At 68.6% G+C, this 24,914-nt stretch carries 18 protein-coding genes; 13 read left to right on the top strand and 5 right to left on the bottom strand.

Features of this window, described 5'->3' with window-relative positions; genetic code table 11:
* Nucleotides 1-13: 13 nt before the first annotated feature.
* From eccCa to WFH00_RS02815, 6 genes are all read left to right on the top strand, one after another.
* Complete coding sequence (gene eccCa, locus WFH00_RS02840; RefSeq protein ID WP_336659088.1) at nt 14-4,036, top strand: type VII secretion protein EccCa; 4,023 nt, start codon at nt 14-16, stop codon at nt 4,034-4,036.
* Nucleotides 4,037-4,155: 119 nt separating this feature from the next.
* On the top strand, nt 4,156-5,784 hold the full coding sequence (locus tag WFH00_RS02835; protein ID WP_336659086.1) for a DUF5684 domain-containing protein: 1,629 nt from the start codon (nt 4,156-4,158) through the stop codon (nt 5,782-5,784).
* 202 nt (nt 5,785-5,986) lie between these two features.
* The gene (locus WFH00_RS02830) at nt 5,987-6,706 is read left to right on the top strand and encodes an endonuclease/exonuclease/phosphatase family protein (protein ID WP_336659085.1); all 720 of its coding nucleotides are present in this window, start codon (nt 5,987-5,989) and stop codon (nt 6,704-6,706) included.
* Nucleotides 6,707-6,845: 139 nt separating this feature from the next.
* Nucleotides 6,846-7,991, top strand: a complete 1,146-nt coding sequence (locus WFH00_RS02825; protein WP_336659174.1) for a 5-(carboxyamino)imidazole ribonucleotide synthase — start codon at nt 6,846-6,848, stop codon at nt 7,989-7,991.
* A gap of 24 nt (nt 7,992-8,015) precedes the next feature.
* Nucleotides 8,016-8,525 (top strand): 5-(carboxyamino)imidazole ribonucleotide mutase, encoded by a 510-nt coding sequence (gene purE / locus WFH00_RS02820; RefSeq protein ID WP_336659084.1) that lies wholly within the window; start codon nt 8,016-8,018, stop codon nt 8,523-8,525.
* Complete coding sequence (locus WFH00_RS02815; RefSeq protein WP_336659083.1) at nt 8,525-9,793, top strand: MFS transporter; 1,269 nt, start codon at nt 8,525-8,527, stop codon at nt 9,791-9,793. Before purE ends, WFH00_RS02815 begins: the two co-directional genes overlap by 1 nt.
* 24 nt (nt 9,794-9,817) lie before the next feature.
* On the opposite strand, the gene WFH00_RS02810 is transcribed toward WFH00_RS02815, so the two are convergent.
* Nucleotides 9,818-10,942: a mannosyltransferase gene (locus WFH00_RS02810; protein WP_336659082.1), complete on the bottom strand. Its 1,125-nt coding sequence runs from the start codon at nt 10,940-10,942 to the stop codon at nt 9,818-9,820.
* A 208-nt stretch (nt 10,943-11,150) separates the two neighbouring features.
* On the opposite strand from WFH00_RS02810, the gene galE reads away from it, so the two are divergent.
* From galE to WFH00_RS02790, 4 genes are read left to right on the top strand one after another with little or no spacing between them, the layout of a single operon-like run.
* On the top strand, nt 11,151-12,164 hold the full coding sequence (galE, locus tag WFH00_RS02805) for a UDP-glucose 4-epimerase GalE (protein WP_336659081.1): 1,014 nt from the start codon (nt 11,151-11,153) through the stop codon (nt 12,162-12,164).
* Entirely contained in the window at nt 12,161-13,600 is a 1,440-nt protein-coding gene (locus tag WFH00_RS02800; protein ID WP_336659080.1) for an LCP family protein, read from the top strand. Before galE ends, WFH00_RS02800 begins: the two co-directional genes overlap by 4 nt.
* A gap of 8 nt (nt 13,601-13,608) precedes the next feature.
* Nucleotides 13,609-15,198 carry an LTA synthase family protein gene (locus WFH00_RS02795; RefSeq protein WP_336659078.1) on the top strand — a complete coding sequence of 530 codons (1,590 nt, stop codon included), beginning with the start codon at nt 13,609-13,611 and terminating at the stop codon, nt 15,196-15,198.
* 31 nt (nt 15,199-15,229) lie between these two features.
* Complete coding sequence (locus WFH00_RS02790) at nt 15,230-16,207, top strand: glycosyltransferase (protein WP_336659077.1); 978 nt, start codon at nt 15,230-15,232, stop codon at nt 16,205-16,207.
* Between the two features lie 18 nt (nt 16,208-16,225).
* Here the strand turns inward: WFH00_RS02790 and WFH00_RS02785 are convergent, their stop codons facing one another.
* Nucleotides 16,226-16,816, bottom strand: coding sequence for an Rv3235 family protein (locus tag WFH00_RS02785; RefSeq protein ID WP_336659076.1), 591 nt, complete (start codon nt 16,814-16,816; stop codon nt 16,226-16,228).
* A gap of 208 nt (nt 16,817-17,024) precedes the next feature.
* On the opposite strand from WFH00_RS02785, the gene WFH00_RS02780 reads away from it, so the two are divergent.
* On the top strand, nt 17,025-18,536 hold the full coding sequence (locus tag WFH00_RS02780) for a sensor histidine kinase (RefSeq protein ID WP_336659075.1): 1,512 nt from the start codon (nt 17,025-17,027) through the stop codon (nt 18,534-18,536).
* Between the two features lie 166 nt (nt 18,537-18,702).
* Here WFH00_RS02780 and WFH00_RS02775 read toward each other — a convergent pair whose 3' ends face one another.
* Nucleotides 18,703-19,014 carry a hypothetical protein gene (locus WFH00_RS02775; protein WP_336659074.1) on the bottom strand — a complete coding sequence of 104 codons (312 nt, stop codon included), beginning with the start codon at nt 19,012-19,014 and terminating at the stop codon, nt 18,703-18,705.
* 137 nt (nt 19,015-19,151) lie between these two features.
* Nucleotides 19,152-20,786, bottom strand: coding sequence for a PspC domain-containing protein (locus tag WFH00_RS02770; RefSeq protein ID WP_336659073.1), 1,635 nt, complete (start codon nt 20,784-20,786; stop codon nt 19,152-19,154).
* A gap of 105 nt (nt 20,787-20,891) precedes the next feature.
* Here WFH00_RS02770 and WFH00_RS02765 point away from each other — a divergent pair, with 105 nt between their 5' ends.
* Together WFH00_RS02765 and WFH00_RS02760 are read left to right on the top strand one after the other, a co-directional pair.
* Nucleotides 20,892-22,430 carry an ATP-binding protein gene (locus WFH00_RS02765; RefSeq protein WP_336659071.1) on the top strand — a complete coding sequence of 513 codons (1,539 nt, stop codon included), beginning with the start codon at nt 20,892-20,894 and terminating at the stop codon, nt 22,428-22,430.
* Nucleotides 22,427-23,098 carry a response regulator transcription factor gene (locus WFH00_RS02760; protein WP_336659070.1) on the top strand — a complete coding sequence of 224 codons (672 nt, stop codon included), beginning with the start codon at nt 22,427-22,429 and terminating at the stop codon, nt 23,096-23,098. The genes WFH00_RS02765 and WFH00_RS02760 overlap by 4 nt, the downstream gene beginning before the upstream one ends.
* A 49-nt stretch (nt 23,099-23,147) precedes the next feature.
* Here WFH00_RS02760 and WFH00_RS02755 read toward each other — a convergent pair whose 3' ends face one another.
* Nucleotides 23,148-24,866 carry a phospholipid carrier-dependent glycosyltransferase gene (locus WFH00_RS02755; RefSeq protein WP_336659173.1) on the bottom strand — a complete coding sequence of 573 codons (1,719 nt, stop codon included), beginning with the start codon at nt 24,864-24,866 and terminating at the stop codon, nt 23,148-23,150.
* Nucleotides 24,867-24,914 lie beyond the last annotated feature (48 nt).

Below are 24,914 nucleotides of genomic sequence, written 5' to 3'. Positions count from 1 at the left end.
GAAGGAACCCGCGATGAGTAGCCGACTCGCCCCGCCGCGTGTGCCCTCGGGGAACGTCACGCTGCAGGCACCGCCAGAGATCGAACCCGCCGACGGCGGCAGCAGCCTGCTCACCTCCGCGCTGCCGATGCTGGGCAGCGTCGGCGCCATCATCATGGTGTCCGTGAGCAACGCCGGCCCCACAGGGTGGATCACCGGCGGGATGTTTCTCATCTCTGCGCTCGGCTTCGTGTTCGTCAACGGCTGGCGTCAGCGTGCGTCGCGGCAGGCCTCGATGCTCAGTGCGCGCCGCGAGTACCTGGCATACCTGCGCGAACTCCGCGAGACGGTGCGCACGGCGGCGAAGGCGCAGCGTCGCGAGCGCAACTGGCGCTATCCCGCCCCAGAGACGCTCAGTTTCCTCGTCGAAGACGGCACCCGTGTCTGGGAGCGGGACCCGCATGGCGAGGACCACCTCGCAGTGCGTATCGGCACCAGCGAGCAGCCCCTCTGCCTGACGCTCGTCGCACCCGAGCTGCCGCCGATCGCTGATCTCGATCCTGTCGCGACGACCGCGGCGCATCGCTTCCTCATCACGCATGAGACCCAGCCGGACCTGCCGAGCTATCTCAGGCTCACGCACTATCGGAGCCTCCAGCTCGTTGGTGACGACATCGAGCGGATCCGCGGCCTGGCTCGGAGCATCGTCTCTCACGCGGCCGCACTGCAGAGCCCCGAGGACCTGCAGATCGTGATCGCCGCGAGTCCGGAGTCGCTGCCGCACTGGGAATGGGCGAAATGGCTTCCTCACGTGCAGTCCGCGCGCCTGCGCGACTCACTGGGAGCAGCCCGAATGATCGGCTCGGACCTCGAGACGCTGCTGCGCATGCTTCCGGCGGACGTGCGCGAGCGTCCTCGATTCACCCTCGACGGACCCGCCGCTCCGGGTCCGCACCTCCTGATCGTGGTCGACGGCGTGAGCGCGAGCTCTGGTGACTCGGTGTTCGCGGGCGGGCTGCAGGGAGTCACGGTGCTGGAACTGCCGACTCACTGGGACGACAACGACGATCCGAACGTGGCGCGAATCCATGTCGCGGCCGGCACGGCCGAGGTGGCAGAGGGCCGCACGCAGGCGCAGCAGATCTCGCCTGATTTCATGAGTGTGGTCGAGGCGGAGTCGGTGGCACGACGCCTCGCGCCCCTGCACCGCGAGGGCGGTGGTGCGTCGGCGTCCCGTGCGAGCAAGCGCCAGCAGAGCCTCGTGGAACTGCTGGGCCTCCCCGACGTGCGCGATCTCGACTTCTCGCAGCAGTGGCGCTACCTCCCGGAACGAGACCGGCTGCGCGTGCCCATCGGGCAGGACACGAGCGGCGCCCCGCTGATCCTCGACCTGAAAGAATCTGCGTCGCAGGGCATGGGGCCGCACGGTCTCGTCATCGGTGCGACCGGCTCCGGCAAATCCGAAGTGCTGCGCACCCTCGTGCTCTCGCTTGCGATGACGCACTCTCCCGAGCAGCTCAACTTCGTGCTCGTCGACTTCAAGGGCGGCGCCACGTTCGCGGGTATGGCGGAGATGCCGCACGTGTCCGCCATCATCACGAACCTCGGCGAGGAGATCAGCCTCGTCGACCGCATGCAAGACGCCCTGCAGGGCGAGATGGTTCGGCGCCAGGAGCTCCTCCGCTCAGCCGGCAACTTCGTGAACGTCGGAGAATACGAGCGCGCCCGGAAGAACGGCCGCGACGACCTCCCGCCGCTGCCCGCTCTCCTCATCGTCGTCGACGAGTTCTCCGAGCTGCTCAGCGCGAAGCCCGAGTTCATCGAGTCATTCGTCGCGATCGGTCGACTCGGCCGCTCGCTCCACGTGCACCTGCTGCTCGCGTCGCAGCGGCTCGAGGAGTCGCGCCTGAAGGGGCTCGACACTTACCTCTCCTACCGCATGGGCCTCCGCACGTTCTCGGCGGCCGAGTCGCGCACCGTTATCGGCGTGCCCGACGCCTACTATCTCCCGCAGGAGCCGGGCGGCGGCCTGCTCAAGGTCGGCAGCGAGGAACGCCTGATTCAGTTCCGTGCCGCCTACGTCTCGGGTCCGGCGCCCGCCCGCCGCGCGAGCAACGCGCCAGAACTGAGCACTGGTTCGACCGGGGTCGAGCGCATCACGCCGTTCACGGCGGCGCCCCAGCAGCTCACGGACCCGGCCGCTGAAGCGGCTCGCGTTGAGGCCGAGGCGGAGCGGCGCGCCGCCGCGCTCGCGGCCGCGGAGCCGGAGGAAACCCGCAGCACCTTCGAGCTCGCCGTCTCCCGAATGGCGGGCCTCGGTCCCGCCGCGCACCGCGTCTGGCTGCCGCCGCTCGAGGAGCCCGCCACGCTCGACCAGCTGCTCGGCAAGCTCTCGGTGAGCTACGAGCTCGGTCTGCACGCCCCGCGCTGGCGCGAGCGCCGGCGACTCACCGTGCCGCTCGGCATCATCGACGTCCCGCTCTACCAGCGCCGCGATGTGCTCACCCTCGACATGTCGGGCGCCGCGGGGCACGTGGCGATCGTCGGCGCTCCGCTCTCGGGCAAGAGCACGGCCGCCCGCACGCTCGTTTCGGCGCTCGCGCTGACGCACACTCCGCAGGAGGTGCAGGTCTTCGTGATCGACTTCGGCGGGAGCTTCGCCGGTCTGCGCGGGCTGCCGCACCTCGCGGGCCTTGCGACGCGCGGCGAGCCCGAGGTGATTCGGCGAACCGTCGCCGAGGTGACGTCGCTGCTCAACGCACGCGAGGCGTTCTTCCGCACGGAGGGCATCGATTCGATGGACACGTATCGCGCTCGGCGAGAGCGGGGAGAGGCCGACGACGGCTACGGCGACATCTTCCTGGTGATCGACGGCTGGGCAACGCTCCGGAGCGACTACGAAATGCTCGAGGCCGCGGTGCAGCAGCTCGCCGCGCGCGGTCTGAGCTTCGGCGTCCACGTCGTGCTCACCGCGAGCCGGTGGCTCGACATCCGCCCGAACATCAAGGACCTCCTCGGCGGCCGCATCGAGCTCCGGCTCGGCGACCCCTCTGATTCCGAGGTCAACCGGCGAGCCGCGGCGAACGTCGCTGCGATCCCCGGGCGAGGCCTCGATCCTGCTGGTCTGCAGATGCTCACCGCGCTTCCACGCATCGACGGCGACTCCGCCGCGGAAACCGTTGTGGACGGCGTCGAAGACCTGGTCGCGAAGATCAGCAGCGCGTGGCAGCGGGAGCACGGGCCGAAGCTCCGCCTCTTGCCCGAGCGCCTGCCTCTCGAGGAGCTGCGGAATAACCCCGCCGCCGATCCGCGGCAGCTGCTCCTCGGTATCGATGAGGCAGAGCTCGCGCCGGTCGGCATCGATCCCACGCGCGAGCAGCACCTCTTCCTCTACGGTGACTCGGGCTCCGGCAAGTCGTCGTTGCTGCGCGGCATCGTGCACGAGATCGCTCGCAGGTACGAGCCGGGACAGGCGCGGATCTTCATGATCGACTACCGACGGGCGCACCTGGGCGAGATCCCCGAGGAGTACCTCGGCGCCTACCTCACGACCGCCGACCAGGCGACCGGCGCGGTCGCGCAGCTCGTCGAATTCTTCCGGGGTCGCCTCCCCGGACCGGATGTCACCGCCGAGGAGCTCCGCACGCGGAGCTGGTGGTCGGGCGCCGAGGGCTTCGTGCTCATCGACGATTACGACCTCGTCGCCACGCAGCAGGGCAACCCAGCGGCGCCGCTCGCGCAGCTGCTCGCGCAGGCGAGCGACGTGGGCCTGCACGTGATCGTCACTCGTCGCTCGGGCGGCGCCTCGCGCGCGGCCTACGATCCGATCCTCCAGGGCATGACCGACCTCGGGGTCACCGGCATTCTCTTGAGTGGCAGCCCGGAGGAAGGGCAGCTGATCGGTAAGGTCAAGGCCGTTCCGAGCGCTCCGGGGCGCGCGCAGATCATTTCGCGGGCACGCGGGCACCAGATCGTGCAGCTCGCTTACGCGCCGACGACTGACGAGGCGGCGCGCGCTGCGGCATCGGAGCCCGCTACTGAAACGGGTTCCGAGTAGTTCGCTGCAATGGGCCCGCTGGGTGCCCCGTCGCGGCGCGTCGCGCTACGCTGGGTGCGATGATGCCGCGGAACACCGCGCCTGGCACGGTCGGGTCTCGCGGCGGGAAAGAGTGATTGATGGATTACGGGACCCAGGCGCACCTCGGCGTCGGTTTCTTCATGATCTTCGGCATCTGGTCGCTCGTCGGCCTCGCCGTGTACGTCTGGTATCTCTGGGCGCTCTCGCGACTCTTCCCGTACCTCGGGCTACCCTCGGGGTGGGGGTGGATCCCGGTGTTCAACCAGTGGCAGCTCCTCCAGCGCGGCGGGATCCCCGGTTGGCTCGTGCTGCTCGGTATCGTGCCGGGTCTCGGCATCGTGGTACTCATCGTTTCGATCATCGCGATCCATCGCATCAACGGCGAGTTCGGCCGGGGCGGTGGGTTCACCGTGCTCGGAGCGTTCATCCCGCCGCTGTGGGCGACGATCTTCGCGTCGCAACTGCGAGATCAAGAGTTCGGCGCGCAGGGTTATGCTCCCGCGAGCGGCTCGGGATCCGAATTCGGCCCTGCGGCCGCTTTCGATGGCGCGAACGATGGGTTTGCGCCCGTAGGCTACGCATCGCAGGCGGACTTCACGGGAGCGCCGGCGGCGCCGGCGGATCCCGCCTGGCAGGGGTTGCCTCCGGTCCCGCAGCCGCAATCACCGTCGCAGCCCGCTCAGGATCCGTGGTCGCTGTTGCAGCTCGGTGAGGGGGCGGATCGCCGTGCAGCAGAACGCCCCGCCAATGCATGGCCGGATGAGCCGAACACCTTCGATGCGCCGGTGCCTGATCCGCTGGCGCCGCGCGCGCCAGGTGCCCCGGCTCAGCAGACCGACGCGCCCCGCGTCAGCGACTGGGGCTTCAGCCGCACGACCGAGGGCGATTACGAGCGGCTTGCCGCTGAGGGCGCGGTTCCCGCCGCTCCGGCGCCGCTCGGGGGAGTCGCGCCACCGCAGCCGTTCTCCTGGCCCGTCGCTGACGCCGCCAGCACGGGTCGAGTGTCCGGCCCCGTCATGATGCCCGCGCCTCCAGCTGACCAGACTCCGGGGCCGCGAGCGTCGGCCTCCGGGCCGGCACAAGCCGCTGAAGCGGAGCCCGCCGCGGAAACACCGGCGGCTCCCGCTCCCGCTCCCGCTCCCGCTCCCGCCGAGCTTCAGGCGGAGTCGTTCGCGCATGGACCTTCGGAGTTGTCGCCGAAGCGTGTCGAGCCCGAGGCGCCGTCGAACGACCCCGCCGCATCACCCGTTGCCCAGGCGCCGATCCCGCGCACGCCGGCCATCCAGACCCCGGTCGCTCCCACGCCCGTTGCTCCCGCGCCCGTCGCTCCCGCGCCCATTGCTTCCGCATCCGCCCCCGACGACTTCGACCTGGATGAAGATCGCACGGTGGTGGTTTCCCGCCGCGCGCGCTGGGGTATTGAGCTTCCCGGAGGGGAGACGCTTGAACTCCCCGGCGACGACGTCGTCGTGGGTCGAAAGCCGACGCCGATCGAGAACTCCTCGGTACTCCAGATCAGCGACCCGACGCGCACGATGTCGAAGTCGCATGTTCGGCTGCGCCGCAATGGCGATGACTGGACGATCGAAGACCTGAACTCGACCAACGGCCTCTCCGTCGTTAGCGCTTCGGGAGATCCCGAGCCGCTCGAGGCGGGGCAAGTCGCACCGGCAACCGAGCATCTGGTGATCGGGACGCTCGAGGTGCGGCTGGTCCAGCTCAGCTGAGTCCGGAGCGGGGCCGCGCGTGCTGCGGACCGCCCGAGCCGGCGCACCGCGGCCCGGCGCTCTCGCGAGATACCGCGAAATCCCGCGAACCACCCGTGAATCAACTGAACGATTTGTCAGCGAGAGCACCCCAACTCTCCAGGTGATTCCGCGTAGTGTGGCACCTGTTGGGCTCGACGCCCGACCGAGTGGAGGTCTCTTCGTGAAGGTCATCAGCTACAACCTGCGGAAGAATCGCGCCGTATCGGAGCTCGCAGCGCTCGCTGACGATCACGAGGTCGACGTGCTCTGTCTGCAGGAGGCCGAGGCAGTCGCGCTTCCCGCGCGGCTCCAGCACCTCTCGCTCGTGCACGCGACCGAGCGGAACCGGCTCGGCCTCGCGATGTACGTCCGCGACGAGCGATTCCACTCCCGCTCCGCGCACACCTTCCAGCTCAAGAAGTCGCTGCACGACCGGCTGCTCGCGCCGGCCCACGAACGTCTGCTCGGTGTGCGCCTGCACGATTCTGAACTCGGTCGTGACCTGGTCGTCGCCTCATTCCACGCGGCACCCCTGACCGCGCTCAACTCGCTTCGCCGTCACCAGATCCACGCCGCGCTCGGCGAGCTGCGTCAGCTGGGGCCCGGCCTGCCCGCGCTCATGGTCGGCGACTACAACTACCCGGTGTTCAAGAACCGGCTCGGCACCGAGATGCGCGACACGGGATACGAACTCAGCCTGAGCGACAAGCGCACCTACACCCGTTACAAGATGTTCCGCGGACACTTCGACTTCGCGACGTCGGCGGGTCTCGACATCGCGAGTGTGCGCACCCTCGATCGCGGCACCTCGGATCATCTGCCGATCATGGTGACTGCAGCGATGAGCGAGATGCCGCTCATTCTGCCGAACTCGGCGCAGGACGCAGTCGTCGCGGCCTGATCCGCCTGCCTGCTCACCCACGTGCGTGAGCGACCTCCCGTGCGCTGAAGCGCCCGGCTCCGGGTACGGCAGAATAAAGGGGGAGGTCGGCGCGCTCGCGCTCGACCCGAGCCAGCACGCGAGTGAATCCGGGAGTGACGTGACGCAAAACGGCAGCATCAAGATCGGTGTGATCGGCGGCGGGCAGCTCGCCCGGATGATGGTGCCGCCCGCGATCCACCTGGGGCTCGGCATCAGCGTGCTCGCGGAGAACGAGGGTTCGAGCGCTGCGCGCGCTGCGGACGCTGTGGGGGATTACCGCGATCCCGAGGCGGTCTTCGCGTTCGCCGAGACCGTCGATGTGGTCACCTTCGATCACGAGCACGTGCCGCAGGTCATTCTTCGCGAGCTTGAGGATCGCGGTGTCGCCGTGCACCCGCGGCCCGATGCGCTGCAGTACGCCCAGGACAAGATCGTGATGCGCGAGAAGCTCGGGGAGCTCGGCGTCCCGATTCCGGATTGGGCCGCTGTTGCTGACGCGACGGAGCTCGCGGCGTTCCTGGCGGCCCACGACGGCCGCGCGGTCGTGAAAACTGCGCGCGGAGGCTACGACGGCAAGGGCGTGCGCGTCGTCTCCGATGCGGCTGAGGTGCGCGACTGGTTCACGGCTCTCGCGGAGGACGGCAACGGCGGCTTCCTGCTCGTCGAGGAGCTCGTCGATTTCGTGCGGGAGCTGTCGCAGCTCGTCGCGCGCCGCCCGAGCGGCGAGATGCGCACGTGGCCCGTCGTCGAGACGCTGCAGCGAGACGGTGTATGCGCAGAGGTGCTGGCACCGGCTCCGACCGAGCGCCCCGAGGTGCTCGCCGAGGCCGCCCGCATCGGCGAGACCGTGGCGGAGGGCGTCGCCGTCACAGGCGTGCTCGCGGTCGAGATGTTTGAGACCCGCGACGGACGCGTGCTCGTGAATGAGCTCGCAATGCGTCCGCACAATTCCGGGCACTTCTCCATCGAGGGCTCGGTGACGAGTCAGTTCGAGCAGCACCTCCGCGCCGTGGCCGATCTGCCGCTCGGCGACACCTCCATGACCGCGCCCGCGGCAGTGATGGTGAATGTGCTCGGCGGCCCGGAGGAGGGTCCGATGCCCGTGCGGTACGGCGAGGCGCTCGCCGCGCATCCCCGCGCGAAGATCCACAGCTACGATAAGCAGCCGCGGCCAGGCCGCAAGGTCGGCCACGTCACCGTCGTCGGCGAAGATCTCGAACAGGTGCGGGCCGAGGCTCGCGCAGCGGCTGCCGCCTTCGCCTGATCCTGCCCGGGATACGATGGGTGCATGGCTGAAACTGCGCCCCTCGTCGGGGTCATCATGGGATCCGACTCCGACTACACGGTGATGGCCGACGCGGTGCAGGTGCTCCGCGAGTTCGGCATCTCGCACGAGGTCGAGGTGGTCAGCGCCCATCGCACGCCCGACAAAATGGTGTCGTACGCCCGTGCAGCCGCCGACCGCGGGGTGCGCGTCATCATCGCGGGAGCGGGCGGGGCGGCGCACCTGCCGGGCATGGTCGCGTCGATGACCACGCTCCCCGTGATCGGCGTTCCGGTGCCTCTCGCGAAGCTCGACGGGCTCGACTCGCTGCTCTCGATCGTGCAGATGCCCGCCGGGATCCCGGTCGCGACCGTCTCGATCGGCGGCGCGAAGAATGCCGGAATCCTCGCCGCGCGCATTCTGGGATCCGCAGACCCCGAGATCGCGGCTCGGCTCGCTGAGTACGCGGAGAGCCTGACGGCCGCGGTGGGCGAGAAGAATGACGCCCTCCGCGCGCGCATCGCCGCCGAATAGTGCAGGCGGGGCGGGGATCGACCGACGGTGGCGAGGGAGCTGGAGCGGAAGATCCGCGCGCGGCTCGCGGATCCGCGGCGTACCGCCGCGCGCTGATCGCACTGTTCTGCGCGGGCGTTGCCACGTTCGCGCAGATGTACTCACCGCAGGGGCTCCTTCCGGAGATCGCGCGGAGCTTCGGGGTTGATGCGGGCGCCTCATCGTGGGCGATCGGCGCGACCACGATCGGCGTGGCGGTGGGTGCCCTGCTCTGGGCGCGGTTGTCGGACCGCATCGGGCGCGTGCGCGCAATGCGGTGGGCCACCCTGGCTGCCGCGCTCGTCGGAGTGGTCGCGCCGTTCGCGCCGGGCTTCGCGCCGATGCTCGCGCTCCGTGCGATCGAGGGCTTCGCACTCGCGGGCATCCCGGCGCTCGCGGTGACCCTGCTCGCGGAGACCGTACGCCCCGGAGCGCTGGGCGGCGCCGTCGGCTCCTACATCGCCGGTACGACGCTCGGCGGGCTCGTCGGTCGTCTGCTCGCCGGCGCGGTGGAAGCGGAGTTCGGGTGGCGGGCAGGAATGCTCTCCGTCGCGGTGCTCGCCGCGCTCGCGGCCACTGCGTTCATCGTGCTCGTGCCGCCCGTGATCCGCCCGGCTCCCGCACCCCCACGGGTTGTCGCAGCCCTGTTCGACGCCGTGCGGCGCCCGGGGGTAGTCGTGCTCGTCGCTCACGCGTTCCTCACGATGGGGGCGTTCGTGGCAGCGTTCAATGCTCTCGCGTTCCGCCTCGAGCTTCCTCCGTACTCGCTCTCGCTGGTGCAAGTGTCCTGGCTGTTCCTCGTGTATTTCGCGGGCACCCTGGCATCGGCGGTCGTGTGGCGCTTCGCCGCGCGCACGTCGCCGACGGCGGTGCTGCTCGGGAGCTTGGCAGTGGTGGGTGGCGGCCTGGCATTGACGCTCAGCTCATCGCTGATCATGATCATCGCGGGTCTGTTGCTCTTCACCGGCGGGTTCTTCGGAGCTCACACGATCGCGAGCGGTCTCACCGGGCGTCGTGCGGCCGGTACGCCGGGAGCGAGTCAAGCGCCGCCGCTCTACAACCTCGGCTATTACGCGGGGTCAAGCCTGCTCGGGTGGGCGGGGACGGCGGCGTTCGGTGTCACGGGCTGGTCGGGCACGGTCACCATGGTGGCGGTGGCGATGCTCCTCGCCGCGGTGCTCGCCTGGGCGTATGCGCGGGCGCACGGCGGGGTCACCCGCGTCGACCGTCGCGACGCACCCAATCGCTAGGGAGTCTCAGAGCCTGGGCACGACTCAGAGGTTCGCGTGCGTCTCCCAGAGCTGCCAGGCCGACGCCCGCCAGCTGAACCCGCGGCTCCGGTCGCACGCCAGCACGGTGAGTGTCGCCAGCGCACCCGACTCGCTCACGAGCCGGCTGTATTCCTCGGCGAACCCGTTCGGGGTGTCAGCGGACACGCCGGCATCGAGCACGAGCTCGTCGATCGCGGGGTGGCCCGCGTGCACCACCGGCAGCGCCGCACCGAGCGCCGCGAGCACGGAGTAGCCGGTGCCCGCGAACACCTGCGGCTGCAACAGCACCATCGCGCCCGAGAACACCGCGCCCACGTCGGAGAGCTGTTCGACGCGAACGGTGTGCACGCGGGCCGCGAGGTCAGGCGGCACCACCGTGCTCGGTGCAGCGGCGTCTTGATCCTTCTCGCGTTGCAGTGCGCTCCGCGGGTCGACGCCGTCGAGCACGACGAGCGGCGGCAGTTCCGGGTCTCGTCGCATCGCGTCGAAGACCCACTCGAGTCGACCGAGCGCGTCGGCTCGCGCGGTCGTCACCGCGTAGCTGTCGGGGAGCCCCCAGCTCGCGCGACGCTCCTCCGCATCGGCAGGAGCCGCGAAGTCGCTGGGCGGCGCGAGCGGAAACACTTGCACGGGCAACGAAGCGCCATACTGCTGCTGCAGTACCCGGGCCGTCGCGTGCGTCGGGGTGAGGATGACATCGGCGAGCTTCACCGCGCGCCGGGTGAAGGCGCGGAAGAGGCGCGCACTCGAATTGCCGAGCAGCGCCGGTGACTCCCAGGCGATGCTGTGCGGGATCATCACCGAGGTCTGCGAGCCGTCGTCTTCGCCGCGTGAGCGCAGTGGAATCATCGGTGTGAGCGCGTGTACGAGCTCCCCGTCGAGCGGGCGCGCCGTCGCGCCGTTCTGCCACACGAGCGGGAGCATGTTAGCGCGGAGCGGCAGCACCTCTGTCGACAGGCGAGGCGTCGTGACCTCCGGAACGGTGGATCCCCGCGACATCAGGAGTCGTGCAGAGCAGCCGCGCGGCGCCGTCTGAGCAACGGCCTCGGCGAGATCACGAGTGGCCGCGGCGTGCGAAGTCGCTTCGAAATCGGGGAAAGGGTCCGCGATCAGGGTCAGCGTTGCCATGACCACCTCCCCTAAAACCCAGTCATTCACGGTGCGGCGCACCACCGTATTCCACATTGTATTGAGTCGCCCCGTCGGAACACCTGTGCGTGCAGCGCGCGGCGCTCGCTCCGAGACACAATTGCAACGTTCGTGGGCGCCTCGGCGAATTTCACAGCTTCGGTGCGGTTGCGGGGATCTTTTCCAGGACGACGGGTACCCTGTCCCCATGCGCGTTCTGTTGACTGGCGGTGCCGGGTACATCGGATCTCACACGGCCCTGGTGCTGCTCGAGCACGGTCACGAGGTCGTGGTGCTCGACGACTTTTCGAATAGCAGTCTCGAGGCGGTGCGTCGGGTTGAAGAACTCAGCGGCAAGTCCGTCCCCGTCGTCGAGGCCGACCTCGCCGACCGCGCGGCCTCGGAGCGCGCGCTCGAGGACATCGAGTTCGACTCCGTCATCCATCTCGCCGGCTTGAAGTCCGTCGGTGAATCGGTCGCGCAGCCGACTCGCTACTACCGCGTCAACATCGACGCGACGCTCGTGCTGCTCGATGTGCTGCGCGAGCGCGGCATCACGAACTTCGTGTTCAGCTCGTCCGCGACCGTCTACGGAGTGCCGCAGAGCGTTCCGATCGACGAGCAGCACCCGGTTGGCGACGGGATCACCAACCCCTACGGTCGCTCGAAGTTCATCATCGAGGAGATCATTCGTGACACGCAGTCGGCCTGGCCCGAACTCGGCGCGACGCTGCTGAGGTATTTCAACCCGGTCGGCGCGCACACCTCTGGTCGCATCGGCGAAGACCCGAGCGGAATCCCGAACAATCTCATGCCGTTCATCGCCCAGGTGGCCGTGGGCAAGCGCGAACGTCTCAGCGTCTTCGGCGATACGTATGCGACGCCCGATGGAACGGGCGTGCGCGACTACATCCACGTGATGGACCTCGCCGAGGGCCACGTGGCGGCCCTCGAGCACAACCGACCCGGCATCGCCGTGTATAACCTGGGATCGGGCACGGGTTCGAGCGTGCTCGAGGTCGTCCGTGAATTCGAGCGGGCATCCGGCCAGCCGGTTCCGTTCGTCATCGAAGCTCCGCGCGCAGGCGACGTGGGTGAGGTGGTCGCGGATCCGACTCTCGCGAACACCACGCTCGACTGGCGGACTACGCGGAGCCTCGCCGACGCGTGCCGAGACTCGTGGAACTGGCAGTCGTCGAACCCGGAGGGCTACGCCGGATGACGCTCGACCTCGAGCGGCCACTGCGAAATCCCGACCTGGATTCCGCGCCGCTCATGGGGAAGCGCGCTCGCTGGCTCGTCGTGCTCGGTTTCGTGCTGCCCGGGAGCGCGCAGCTCCTCGCCGGAAATCGGCGCTTCGGTCGCTTCGGTCTGGTCGCCACCGCGATCCTGATCGTCGGACTGGTCGCCGCAGGCATCGGGCTGCTGGTCGCTCGCGTGCCGACGCTCACGTTCTTCACGAACGGCATCGTGCTGTTGGTCGTGCAGTGGTTGCTGTTCATCTACGCGGTCATCTGGGTGATGCTCGGCATCGACACGCTGCGCCTTACTCGGCTCGTACGCGTGCCGAGCAAGTGGCGCGTGCCCGTCGCCATGCTCTCGGTGCTGTTGACGCTCGTGCCCGCCCTGGGCGCTGCCTGGGCCGGAACGGCCGTCGGTGCGGGACGAAATCTTCTGGGAGATCTCTTTTCGGGAGCGGCAGCGGTCGAACCGGTCGACGGTCGCTACAACATCCTGCTGCTCGGTACCGACGCCGGTGCCGACCGCGAGGGACTGCGGCCGGACAGCATCTCACTCGTCAGCGTTGACGCGAAGACGGGCCAGTCGGTCATCGTGGGCCTTCCCCGCGACATGAAGGGCGCTCCGTTCACGGAGGAATCCCCGTTGAAGGCCGTGTACCCGGAGGGGTACTGCGACGAGGTGAACAACTATGAGATCGTCGAGGGCGGGGGGTACTACTGCTACACGACGGGCGCGCTGAACTCGCTCGTGACGGAGCTCGAGGATTCGGGATCGCCGTCGTACGACGGCATGTACTCGGACGCCGTGTCGAAGGGCTCGTCGCCCGGCATCGAGGCGACCAAGGACGCGGTCTCCGGGACAACGGGTCTCGAGGTGCAGTTCTACGTTCTGGTGAACATGGACGCCTTCGAAAGCCTGATCAACGCCCTCGGCGGAATCACCATCGACGTGCAGGAGCGCCTGCCGATCGGCGGTCAGATCAATGAGGTGACCGGCGAACTCGAGGGCGTCGAGGCGTGGATCGAGCCGGGCAAACAGGGGATGGATGGCTACACCGCACAGTGGTACGCGCGATCGCGCTACGGCTCGGCTGATGGCGATTACGCCCGAATGGAGCGTCAGCGACAGCTGCAGGCCGCGATCCTCGAACAAATGAACCCGCAGAATGTGCTGCTGCGCTTCCAGGATGTCGCTGCCGCAGGCACCGAGCTCGTTGAAACCGATATCCCTGAGTCGATGCTCGGGCGGTTTGTCGATCTCGCCGCCAAGGCTCGAGCGCATGACATCGTGAACGTCGAGCTCGTTCCGCCCGCCATCGACCCGGAGGCGCCGGACTTCACCGTTGCCAGGCAGCTTGTCGCCGACGGCGTAGCTGCCGCATCGCCGCAGGAAGCGGGCGCAGAGGAAGCGGAGTAGTCGGGCCGGTGCTGGTCGACGAGGCGCGTGACGCCATCGAGGATGTGGGCGACCCCCGGCCGCGCAAGCGGCGAGTCGGGAGGATCGTCGGCATAGCGCTGCTCTGGGTGCTCCTCGCGCTCGCGGCGCTCGGTTTCGGCGTGGGCTATTGGGTGTGGCGCACGTTCGGGCCGCTGACGATCGACCAGTTGCTCTCGAATCTGGGCGGCGGGCAAGAGGGCGCCGGCGGCTCGGGCCTCGTGTTCCGTGCGATCGTGAGCGGCGTCGTGATCCCGCTGGCCTGGGTGGGCGTGCTCGCGGTCGTGATCACGCTCGTGCGTCGAACTCGCTGGTATCGCAGTTATCGGGAGGCGCGCCCCGCGGCGGGGCGCGGGCTGGGGTGGATCGCTGCTCTCCTCTCAGTGGTTCTCGCCGTGACCGGCGTCGCCTATCTCGGCTCCATAGTCGGGGCGGTCGACTACGCGCGCGCCCTCATCCGTGAGGCGACCACGGATTTCGGCCTCGAGCGCTACGTTGCGGAGCCGGAGGTGAGGCCGGCGAACGGCGCTGACGAGAAGCGCAACATCGTCATCATTTACCTGGAGTCGATCGAGAACGCATTCTCAGACGACGAACTGTTCGAAAAGAACATGCTCGAGCCGGTCGAGGACGCGACGGAGGGGTGGCAGTCGATCGACGGCTACCGCCAGTACGAGGGCGGCGGGTGGACCATGTCGGGCATTCTGAGCACGCAGTGCGGGATCCCGCTCCGCAATGCTTCGTCGACCGTGGACGTCACCGAGCTCAACGAGATGAACTCGGCTGATGGGGCGGAGGAGCCGTATCTCGCGGGCGCGACGTGCCTCGGTGACGTGCTGAAGGATCAGGGTTACCGCAACGTCTTTCTCGGCGGCGCTGACGCAAGCTTCGCGGGAAAGGGGGCATTCCTCTCAACGCACGGCTACGACGAGATCGACGATCTTCCGTACTGGAAGTCGCTGCGCGAGACCGAGATTCGCGAGGACTGGGGACTGTCGGATCGCCGACTCTTCGATCGCGCGCGCGACAAGGTCGATGCGCTGCACGCCGGCGAGCAGCCGTTCAACCTCACGATGCTTTCCCTCGACACGCACGAGGGGCCGCGGCTCTACGAATACTGCGAGCAGGACACTGAGGCGGTGATGACGTCGATCACCTTCTGCTCGATGCAGCAGGTGGCTCGCTTTGTCGACTACATGGATGATCAGGGGTATCTCGAGGACACCTCGGTGGTGCTGATGGGCGACCATCAGAAGATGCTGGCCGAGGGCGGCAGCTTCTGGAAGGAACTGAAGGACCGCGATCACCGTTCTGTGTTCAACCGTATCTGGACGCCCGATGATCTGCAGGTCGCGCGGAGCGATGCGGACCAGCTGAGCATGTATCCGACGCTGCTTGAACTTGCGGGTCTTGAGATTCGGGATCACCGAGCCGGTGCTGGGGTTTCCGTGTTCACGGATGGTTCGGACATCTCCCGAGGCTCGATCCTTGATCTCGATGCGGAGGAGTACCACGACCTCGTCACCTCGCGTTCGGTGGACTTCTACCGGAAGTTGTGGAGCACGCCCGAGCTAGACTGAGCGGGTTCGAAAACGTTAGGGGACGGATCGCATGCGCGTGACCGCCGTGCTGGTGGCATACAACCGGCGGGAACTGCTTCGCGAGTCGCTTGCAGCCCTCGCCGCTCAAAGCCGACCGGTCGATCGCCTCATCGTGGTCGATAACGCTTCAGATGATGGCTCGGTCGAGGTCGCTGCCGAGATGCTCGAGTCCTGGGGCGCTCGAGCCAGGCACGTGACGCTGACTGAGAACACGGGCGGAGCGGGTGGTTTCGCGACCGGGATCGCCGCGGCCGTGATCGAGGACGACACTGATTGGGTCTGGGTGATGGACGACGATACCGTTCCCGGGCCCGACGCCCTTGCGGGTGCGCTCGCGCTGCACGAGCGCTATCGGGCAACGGGCAGGGACGACCTCGCGGTCATGGGCTCCCGCGTGCTGTGGACCGACGGCGCGGACCACCCCATGAATACTCCCAAGGCGAAGATCCGCGCGAGCGCGGCGGAACGCTCCCGCGCGGCTTCCGTCGGCGCGATGGAAATCCGCTCGATCTCGTTCGTCTCGGCGTTCCTGCGGGCCGCTCGCGTGCGAGAACTCGGTCTGCCGATCGCCGACTACTTCCTGTGGAACGACGACTTCGAGTACTCGGCGCGCCTGCTGCGGGGCGCGCGCGGACTGTTCGTTCCCGATTCCGTAGTTACGCACCGCACGGTAAAGCGCGGTTCGAGCGATCAAGATCCGGGCGCGCGTTTCTACTACGAGGTGCGCAACAAGATCTGGGTCTTCCGACGGAGCTCCGCGCTGCTGCCGTGGGAGAAGTTGCTTTACGCGGCGGCTACGGCGCGGCGCTGGCTCCGTACCTTCCGCGCCTCGGGCGATCGGGCGCAGTTGCGTGATTGCCTGCGCCGCGGTTGGGCTGACGGATGGAGGCGTTCCCCTCGGCCGACCAGAGAAGTACTGCGAAACGCGGGAATTCCCGTCGACGTGATGGTGACTGTCGACCGCTTGTCTCGCATCGGTGAGCGCTAGGGGCGTTGCGCCGGTCCGCTAGAGCACGGTGAGGTGCGTGGCGCGCCAGCGCTGACCGCGTTGCTCGAAGCGCAGGGCCACGGCGGTCGAGCGGGGTTCGGAGTGGAGCACAACGGTGGACTCCACCACCTCCGGCGCCGGACGGCTCGAGTGCGCTCTGCCGGGCGACGCGACGCGCTGCCGACGATCGCCGGTCAAGCATTCTCGCTCCATTCGAAGTGCGCGGCGTGCCCGAAGGTCGGCAGCGACCTCCGGCGTGATCCACGCGCCGAGCTGGCCGATGCTGCGCCGCCCCTCGAGCACCTCGTAGGCGATGAGCGCGAGTTTTTGGATGAAGACATTCGGAGGGGGAGCGGGTTCCAGCCCAGTGTGCGGATCGGAAGAAACCGATCGCGGCGATCCTTCGGCCGGACGGGGCGCCGCGCCGAAGCGCGGGCGAGCTACGGACCGGAGCCGAACGCCTTCTTCGGGAACCGCTGGCGGGTTCAGCGTCGGCGCGCTCGAGGGCGCACTATTCGGGACTGCGCGGAGGTGGCGCTCGGGCTGTTGAGGTGCGAGGCGCACACGCGATGACTCGGTGACACGCGTCGTTGCTGCAGAAGCGGGCATGGGGAGTTCCTTTCGTTGGTGCCGCCGTCGCGCTCCCCAGGAACCCTGCCTCTTTCGCAACGCCGGATCATCGTGTTCGCACTACCCTAGGGAAGCCGCACTATCGCCCGTCAATGGACGAAAAAGCCCAGGTGCTTTGCAGCCAGTCGAGTGCGGACTCGGAGAAACTTCGGGTGTTCGGAGTCAAGCGGTGCTCTAGTCTGGTCGGGTGGCCACACTGCGTAACCTCGCGACGAAATATTCATCCCTCGACGAAGAGGAGATCGAATGGCTCGAGCATCTCACCCTCGACTTGCAACTCCTCGCCGATTTGGCGCTCAGCGACGTCGTGCTTTGGGTACCGACGAGCGACGAGAATTACCTTGCCATCGCGCACAGCCGCCCGGCGGGGTCGGTCACGCTGTTCTACCGCGATGTGATCGGCGATCTGCTGCGGGCTGATTGGCGCGAGCTCGTCGATCAGGCGATGTCGAGCAACAACCCCGTCATCTCGACCTCTCCGGCCTGGTACGAGGAGAGTCCCATGCGCCTTGCGGCATATTCCGTGAGTCGCCGCGACGACGACGGCACGATGCACGGTCCATTCGCCGTGATCACGGTGCACACGAGTGTCGCCGACACACAGACCGCGTCGCGCATCGGCGCCGCGTTCCGCGAGGTCGCCGCGGACCTGCTCGGCATGATCCAGCAGGGTCTGTTCCCGGTTCCGGGGAGTTCTCGCGGCGGAGAGCAGGGCGCTCCCCGAGCCTCCGACGGGCTCGTGCGGATCGACCTCGAGGGAATTGCGACCTTTGCGAGCCCCAACACGCAGACCACGTTCTCCTCGCTCGGCTTCCGCGACGAGATCGAGGGGGAGAACTTCAGCGAGGTGCTGGCCGAGGTCGTGAAGGGGCAGTTCGATACGAACGAGTCCCTCCCGCTGATCGCCCAGGGCAAGATTGCGAAGCGCGTCGAGGTCGATACGCGCGGGCACACCATCACGCTGCGGTCGATCCCGGTGTTCCGCGACGGCTCCCGCGTGGGTGGGATCGTGCTGACCCGCGACGTCACCAAGCTGCGGCAGCAGGCGCAGGAGCTCATCACCAAGGATGCGACGATCCGCGAGATCCACCACCGGGTGAAGAACAACCTGCAGACGGTCGCGTCACTGCTGCGCGTTCAAGCGCGACGCGCTCGGAGCGAGGAAGCGAAGCAGGTGCTCGGGCAGGCGATGCGCCGGGTTGCGGCGATCGCGGTCGTGCACGACACGCTCTCGTCGGGTCTCGATCAGATCGTCGACTTCGACAAGGTGTTCGACCGCGTGCTCGGGCTCGCGGCGGAGGTCGCGAGCCTCCATAACACCACCGTGCACCCTCACAAGGAGGGCAAGTTCGGGGAGCTGCCGTCGGAATACGCGACGCCGCTCGCACTGGCGCTCACCGAGATCGTGACGAACGCCGTCGAGCATGGTCTCGCTGGGCGTGAGGGCGAGGTGTACATCGACGCGAACCGCACCGATGAGCGGCTCACCGTGGAGGTCATCGATAGCGGTACCGGCCTGCCCGGCGGCACCGTGGGCGATGGTCTCGGCACGCAGATCGTGCGCACGCTCATCGAGGGCGAGCTCGGCGGCAGCATCACGTGGGGCCCGGATGCGGGAGGCGGCACGCGCGTCGCGATCGACGTGCCGCTGCACTGGATCGCCGCGCAGACGCGCGAGATCCCTCGCATTCCGGTGTAGGCGGCGCGACAATTACGAAGGCCCCGGGCACTCACTCCTGTGAGGGCCGGGGGCCTTGCTGCCTTGCTGCTTGCTGCGTGTAATGGCGGCGCCATTCGCCCCTGCGGAGCACTCGGCCCGCCGCTTCCCCCGCTCCGTGCGATCCGCCGTGCCGTCCCGGCTGCTCCTACCGTGAGTCGGGGCGTTTCGCCAGACTGCGGTTCCGCACGAGCACGGCGACGCCGACGGCGAGCAGGAGCGCGCCGACTCCGATCGCGGCGAGCGTGATCCACCCGGCCGCGTCGAGTCCATCTGTGCCGAACACCTGCTGAGCGACATAGGCGCAGAACACCAGGATGAGGGCGCCCCATACGATCGGCCCCGTGCGCGGGCCGGGCCGCGCGAGCTCACGCTCGGGGCCGCCGCTCGTCTCCCTGCCGCTCGTCTCCCCGCCGCGCTGCCTGGACTCCGCGCCGAGCGCCCCGATTTCCTCGCCCAAAGTGGCATTTTGGCGAGGTTCGGGAGGCTCAGGGCGCAGATTTTGAGCTTTCGACGGCTCGGGCATCGGCGGCACCGGCGGAGTCAGGCGCGTGTCGTCGCTCGGGTTCTCTGGCAGTGGCCGGGTGGGCTCATTCGTCATCGGTTCATCTCCCGTTCGAGTGCGTCAATTTCGCGGCGGATCTCGTCGCGTTCCGCTTCGATGTCACGGCGATCCACGGTGGACAGGCCCGGCTCCTCGAGCCGCCACTCGGCCTCCTCCAGATCGGCCTCGAGTGACGCGACCTGTTCCTCCAGCTCCGCCGCCGATTGCTCGGGCGTACCGCGCTCGAGTCGCTCCGAGCCCGATCCGCCCTCGACCTCGACGTTGCCGGCGAGCACCGTCAGCGTCACGACCTCGGCCTCGTCCGCGGCCCCTGGCTCGACGTTGGATCGGATCTCACGCCACAGGAACGGGCCGGACATCACGCGCTGGCCCGATCCATCGAGGCCCTCTGATGCACCGGTCCGAGCCGACTCATCGATACGGCCCGCGAGCATCCGTACGCGGACAATGGTGGGCTCGGTATCGGGGAGCTCCACCGTCGCGCGACCGGCGAGCATCCAAACCTCGAGGTCGCCGTCGGCGTGTGTCCTCTCGCCGACGTCCGAGAGGTCGAGCGAGACGTTGCCAGCAATGACGGCCCCTCCGACATCTGCCCGGCCATCGACGTGCATCATGCCGAACGGGATGAATCGTGTGCCCGACGGCAGTACGACGGTGACGAGCAGAGCGATCACGCCGCAGCTCGCGAGGAACCCGATCAACCCCGTGTGGCGACCACGAACCCCCGCGATGATCAGGGACACAGCGAGCACAGCGAGTGCGGCCGTGCACCCGACGACGAGCGGCGTGGCCAGCGCGCCGGTGCCCACGGCGAGCGATCCGCCCGACTCGCGGACGGTCCACAGGGCAGCCGCACCGCCGGCGAGCAACGCGAACGCAAGTGTGATGAGCACGTGCGCGGCGCCCAGTCGGCGTGAATCATGATGATCCGCGTAGCGAGCGCTCCACTCCTCGGCGCGGCGACCGGCATCGCGACCCCACTGCGCCGCGTTCTCTCCGGCGCGACGCCCCCACTCGGCCGCGTCGCGCGCCGCGCGCTCGGCCCATTCCGGTGCCTGCTCGTTTACTGGAGCACCCCGTTCGGCCGGTCGATCGGGTTCGGAAGCGGGTCCCGATCCGGCAGGGTCAGCAGTACGCTGCTCGCGCCCCGTTCGGAGCAGGCTGCGGCGCACCCACAGGAATGCGAGCACGATGATCGCGATCCAGCACAGCCACGCGAACGTGCTCGTGAGCCACACCGGTATGCCGAGCACCCCCCACACGTCCCAGCTCCAGATGCTGAGGGCCGGGAAGGTCACGCCGGGAGTGAAGAGCCCGATGAACGCCGGGATGACCACGAGTACCGCCACGATGATGGCACCCGTTACCAGCCCGGCCGACGCTCGCCCCCGCCAGATCTCCTCGACGTGAATCCGGCCGTCCGCACCGGGAAGCAGCAGCCAGCCGAGAAGGTAGAGCAGAATGCCCGGGCCGCCGAGGAGGGCGAGCACGACGAAGGCGCCGCGCACGATGATGGGGTCAACGCCGAGCCGTGCGGCTACGCCGCTCGCCACGCCGGCGAACCAGCGCTCGCCGCCGCGGGTGATGCGCAGCCCGCGCAGCCAGTCGAAGAAGCCCTGCCCCGAGGGCGGCCCGTCGGGGCGTTCAGAGTGCGGTGTATCGGTCATACTTCGAGTGTGTCCGAGCGCTCGCCCGGCTGCCATCGGGGTTTCCCCTGACCCGCCCCTGATCCCGGTCCCTGAGCGCCCCGCGCAAGGCCGCAACCTGATTGGATGGGGCACATGCCAGTTGCTCCCCTTGCGCGTGCGCGTGACAACCGCGTGCTCGCCGGCGTGTGCGAGGGGCTGGGGGCGCACCTCGGGATCGCGCCGCAGACGGTGCGCGTTGTGATGCTGCTCGGCACGATGCTCGGGGGAGCCGGGGCGCTCTTCTATGTGTGGCTCTGGCTCACGGTGCCCTGGGAGGGCGAGAGCGACGCGCTCGTTCCGTTGAAGCGGGCGTTGACCAAGCCCGCAGAGGGTCAGGATCCGCCGGAACCGACGAACACGGCTGCCTCTGCCGCTCCGGGATCCTCGAGCCCCGCGACTCCAACGATCGCCGGCGTGCGGTGGGGCAATGCGCTCGCCGCCGGACGTTCCGCGCTGGGCGGCGGCGCGACCGCGCCGCCGGATCCGCCGCGAAGCAGCACCCCGGGAGCGTCGTCGTCTGTCTCGGGCGAGGGTTCCGCTGCCTCTTCCGCCGCCGCAACTACCCCGGCGGCCGCCCGTACCCGATGGCCGATCGCGGAACTTCTACTCGGCGTGTGCCTGCTCATCGCGGGCGGAGGGCTGTTGCTCGATCGCCTCGGAATGCACTTGCGCCTCGAGGTCCTGCTCCCGGCGCTCGCGGTGCTCGTCGGTGTGGGCCTCACGTGGTGGCAGATTGCCGACCGGGGGCGGACGGACCGCAACCCGTGGCCGCGCGCCCTCGCCGCTCTCTCGCTCGTCGCGGTCGGGGTGCTGATGTTCTTCGTGACGGCGCGTGAGCCGAATGCCTGGACGGTCATCGGTGCGGCCGTCGCGGTGCTGGCCGGGGTCGCGCTCGCCGTCACGCCCTGGCTGTTGCGGCAGAATCGTGAGCTCATCGCGGAGCGTGCGGGTCGCGCCCGTGAAGCCGAGCGTTCTGAGATCGCTGCGCACCTGCACGATTCGGTGCTGCAGACGCTCGCCCTGATCCAGCAGCGTTCGGAGCCCGGGAGCGAAGTGGCGCGCATCGCACGCGGGCAGGAGCGGGAGCTTCGCGAGTGGCTGTTTCGAGGAGCCGATGGTGCCGCTGAGCCGATGCGTGCGGCCCTCGACACCGACGTGCGTGCCCACGCGGCGGCGCTCGAAGCCGAGTTTCCGGTGCGCTTCGAGGTGGTGGCAGTCGGGGTCCAGGACGGGTTCATAGCGCCGGCTCCGATCGTTGCGGCCGCGCGAGAGGCGATGCTCAATGCAGCGCGGCACGCTGGGGGTGACGCCACGGTGTACCTCGAGGTGACGAAGGATCGCGTGGCGATCGACGTGACCGACCGCGGACCGGGCCTCAACCTGGATGACCTTCCCGAGGGGCGCATGGGCGTTCGAGAATCGATCCTCGGGCGCATGGAACGAGCCGGAGGACGAGCGCGAATCGTGCCGGGGCCGGGCGGGGGAACATCGGTACGCCTCGACATGCCGCGCGAAGTCGGGCACGCCGGCGCCGGGGGAAGCGACGACGCGGGCGTCGGCAGTACAACGCTTGAAGACGAGCCCAACGGCCGCCCGCGATTTCCGAGGAAAGAGACCCAATGAGTGATGAAGCCGCACCGATCCGCGTCGTGATCGTCGATGACCACCAGATCTTCCGGACCGGGCTCCGCGCGGAGCTCGGCGCCGTACTCGAGGTTGTCGCGGAAGCAGCGACGGTCGACGAGGCCGTCGAGGTGATCTGTGCGACGGCACCCGACGTCGTGCTGCTCGACGTTCACCTTCCGGGCGGCGCGGGCGGGGGCGGTGCCGAAGTGCTGCGCGGCCTCGCCGCTCAGCCCGGCGTTGCGCACACTCGAGTGCTCGCCCTGAGCGTGTCGGACGCCGCCGACGATGTCGTGAGCGTGATTCGCGCCGGGGCCCGAGGCTACCTGACCAAGACGGCCTCCGGCGCGGAGGTCACCTCTGCCGTCGTCCGTGTGCACGGCGGCGATGCGGTCTTCTCACCGCGCCTCGCGGGGTTCGTACTCGACGCGTTCGGAGCGGGTGGAGGCGAAACTGCGGCTCAGGATGACGAGCTCGACCGGCTGTCTGCGCGGGAGCAGGAGGTCATGCGGATGATCGCGCGCGGCTACGCGTACAAAGAAGTCGCGGCGGAGCTCTTCCTCTCGGTGAAGACGGTGGAAACGCACGTCTCGAACGTGCTGCGCAAACTGCAGCTTTCGAATCGGCACGAGCTCACCGCCTGGGCGCTTCAGCGCCGCCTGCTCTGACGCTCGCTCGCTCCAATGCCCCGGTGTTCTGGCGCACGCTTCGCGTCCGTTACTTCCATCCCGGAAGCCAGAGGTGGGCGCTCCAGAACCACTCCGCTACGGGCATCCCCGACCACAGCGGGAAGTAGACGAGCGACAGCGCGACTGCGAACGCGAGGAACAGCGCGACCGCGATTCGGGTTCCGGCCACGGATTCCGGAACGTCCGTCGTATTGGTGGTGACGGCCTCGGGGGAAACTACTTGGAGCGCGACGGCATCCGGAACGAAGGGAGCGGAAGCGACGTTCTCCGGATCGCGGCTCGACTGCCGCGCGCGAGCTGTCTCATTGTGGCCGCTCCCGTGCTGCACGACACTCGCGAGTCGCGGTCGCAGCGGGATCCTGCAGAGCAACGCGAGAGCGATAGCCAGCGCCATTGCCGAGAACGGCGTGAGCACCACGGCGTAGAACTGGAACACCGCTGATCGTGAAAACGTGAGTACCCACGGGAGCCAACCGGAGAGGTACCCCACCACGATGAATGCCGACACCGTTCCGATCGGGGAAGGGCCGCGGCGCAGCCGAAATACGACGACGCAAGCGAGCGCGATGATCGCGAGTACCCCGGCCCAGGTGATGAGCGGATTCGGTATCGACGCGACCTCCGCCGCGCACGCGCGCCACGGGCAGCCCTCCGAAGCGTCCCAGTGCACCTCATACATCCCGGTCGGCCGCAGCGCGAGCGGCCACGTGAGCGGATGCGCCGCATAGGGATGCTCCGCTGACAGCGTGCTGTGCCAGCGCAGCATGTCCGCGTGATACACCGCGAGGGACTCGAACCAGGGCGCTCCTTCAGTGCGGCTCCACCCTCCGGGGTGCAGTATCCAGCCGATCCAACTCGCGAGGTACGTGACGAAGGCGACCGGAAGCGCAATAGCGGCCGTGACGAGCCCTTGCACCATGGCGCGCCCAGTCGCCCGCCACACCGCCCTGAGCTCGGACCCGGGGCGAGGCTCCGCGATCCCTCGCGCCGGCGAAGCGCGCAGGCGCAGCACGAGATCCCGCACCGTGATGAACAGGAGGAACGCGGCGAGCGGATAGAGCCCGGACCACTTGATGGCGGCCGCCGCACCGAACGCGACTGCCGCGGCGAGTAACCACGGGCGGCGCCACTCGATGCGCGGGGCGAGCGCCTGACCTGGCACCTCCGTGAGCGGCGAGGGCAGCGCATATGGGTCACTCGTCTGAGCACTCGCGCGATCCGCCGTCTGCTCGATGTCACGCCACACGAACAATGCGCCGACTGTGACGGCGAGAGTGAGAAACCCGTCGAGGAGCCCGACGCGCGTGAGCGTGACATGCACACCGTCGATTGCCAGCAGCAGCCCCGCGGTGCACGCGACCAGAAGGTTTCGGGACATGCGCCAGGTCAGGCGCATCGTGACCGCGACCGTGAGCACGCCCGCGAGAGCGACGGCACTCCGCCAGCCCCAGCCATTGCCCGGACCGAACGCGAGAATGCCGAGACCGATCAACCACTTGCCGAGCGGAGGATGCACCGCGTTCGAAGGATCATCGCTGAAGGCCGTCGCTCGAGCGCCGGACATATCGGGATCGTCGTCGGGCCAGGTGGTGGGGAAGCCGTGGGCGAGCTGGCTGATCGCGTCACGAACGTAGTACAGCTCGTCGAACACCAGCGTCGACGGCCGGTCGAGCGCCCAGAAGCGGAGGACAGCCGCGACCGCCAGCACCAGGACCGGTGCCAGCCCTCGGAGCCAGCGCGTTCGCATCACGGTGTCAGACTACGGCGGCCCACCGACATTGACCGCGAGGGCTAC

This window comes from Leucobacter sp. USHLN153 (assembly GCF_037145615.1).
Classification (GTDB): Bacteria; Actinomycetota; Actinomycetes; order Actinomycetales; family Microbacteriaceae; genus Leucobacter.
Note: the sequence above shows the minus strand (reverse complement) of the source record. Positions and strands in the feature narration are given on the sequence as shown.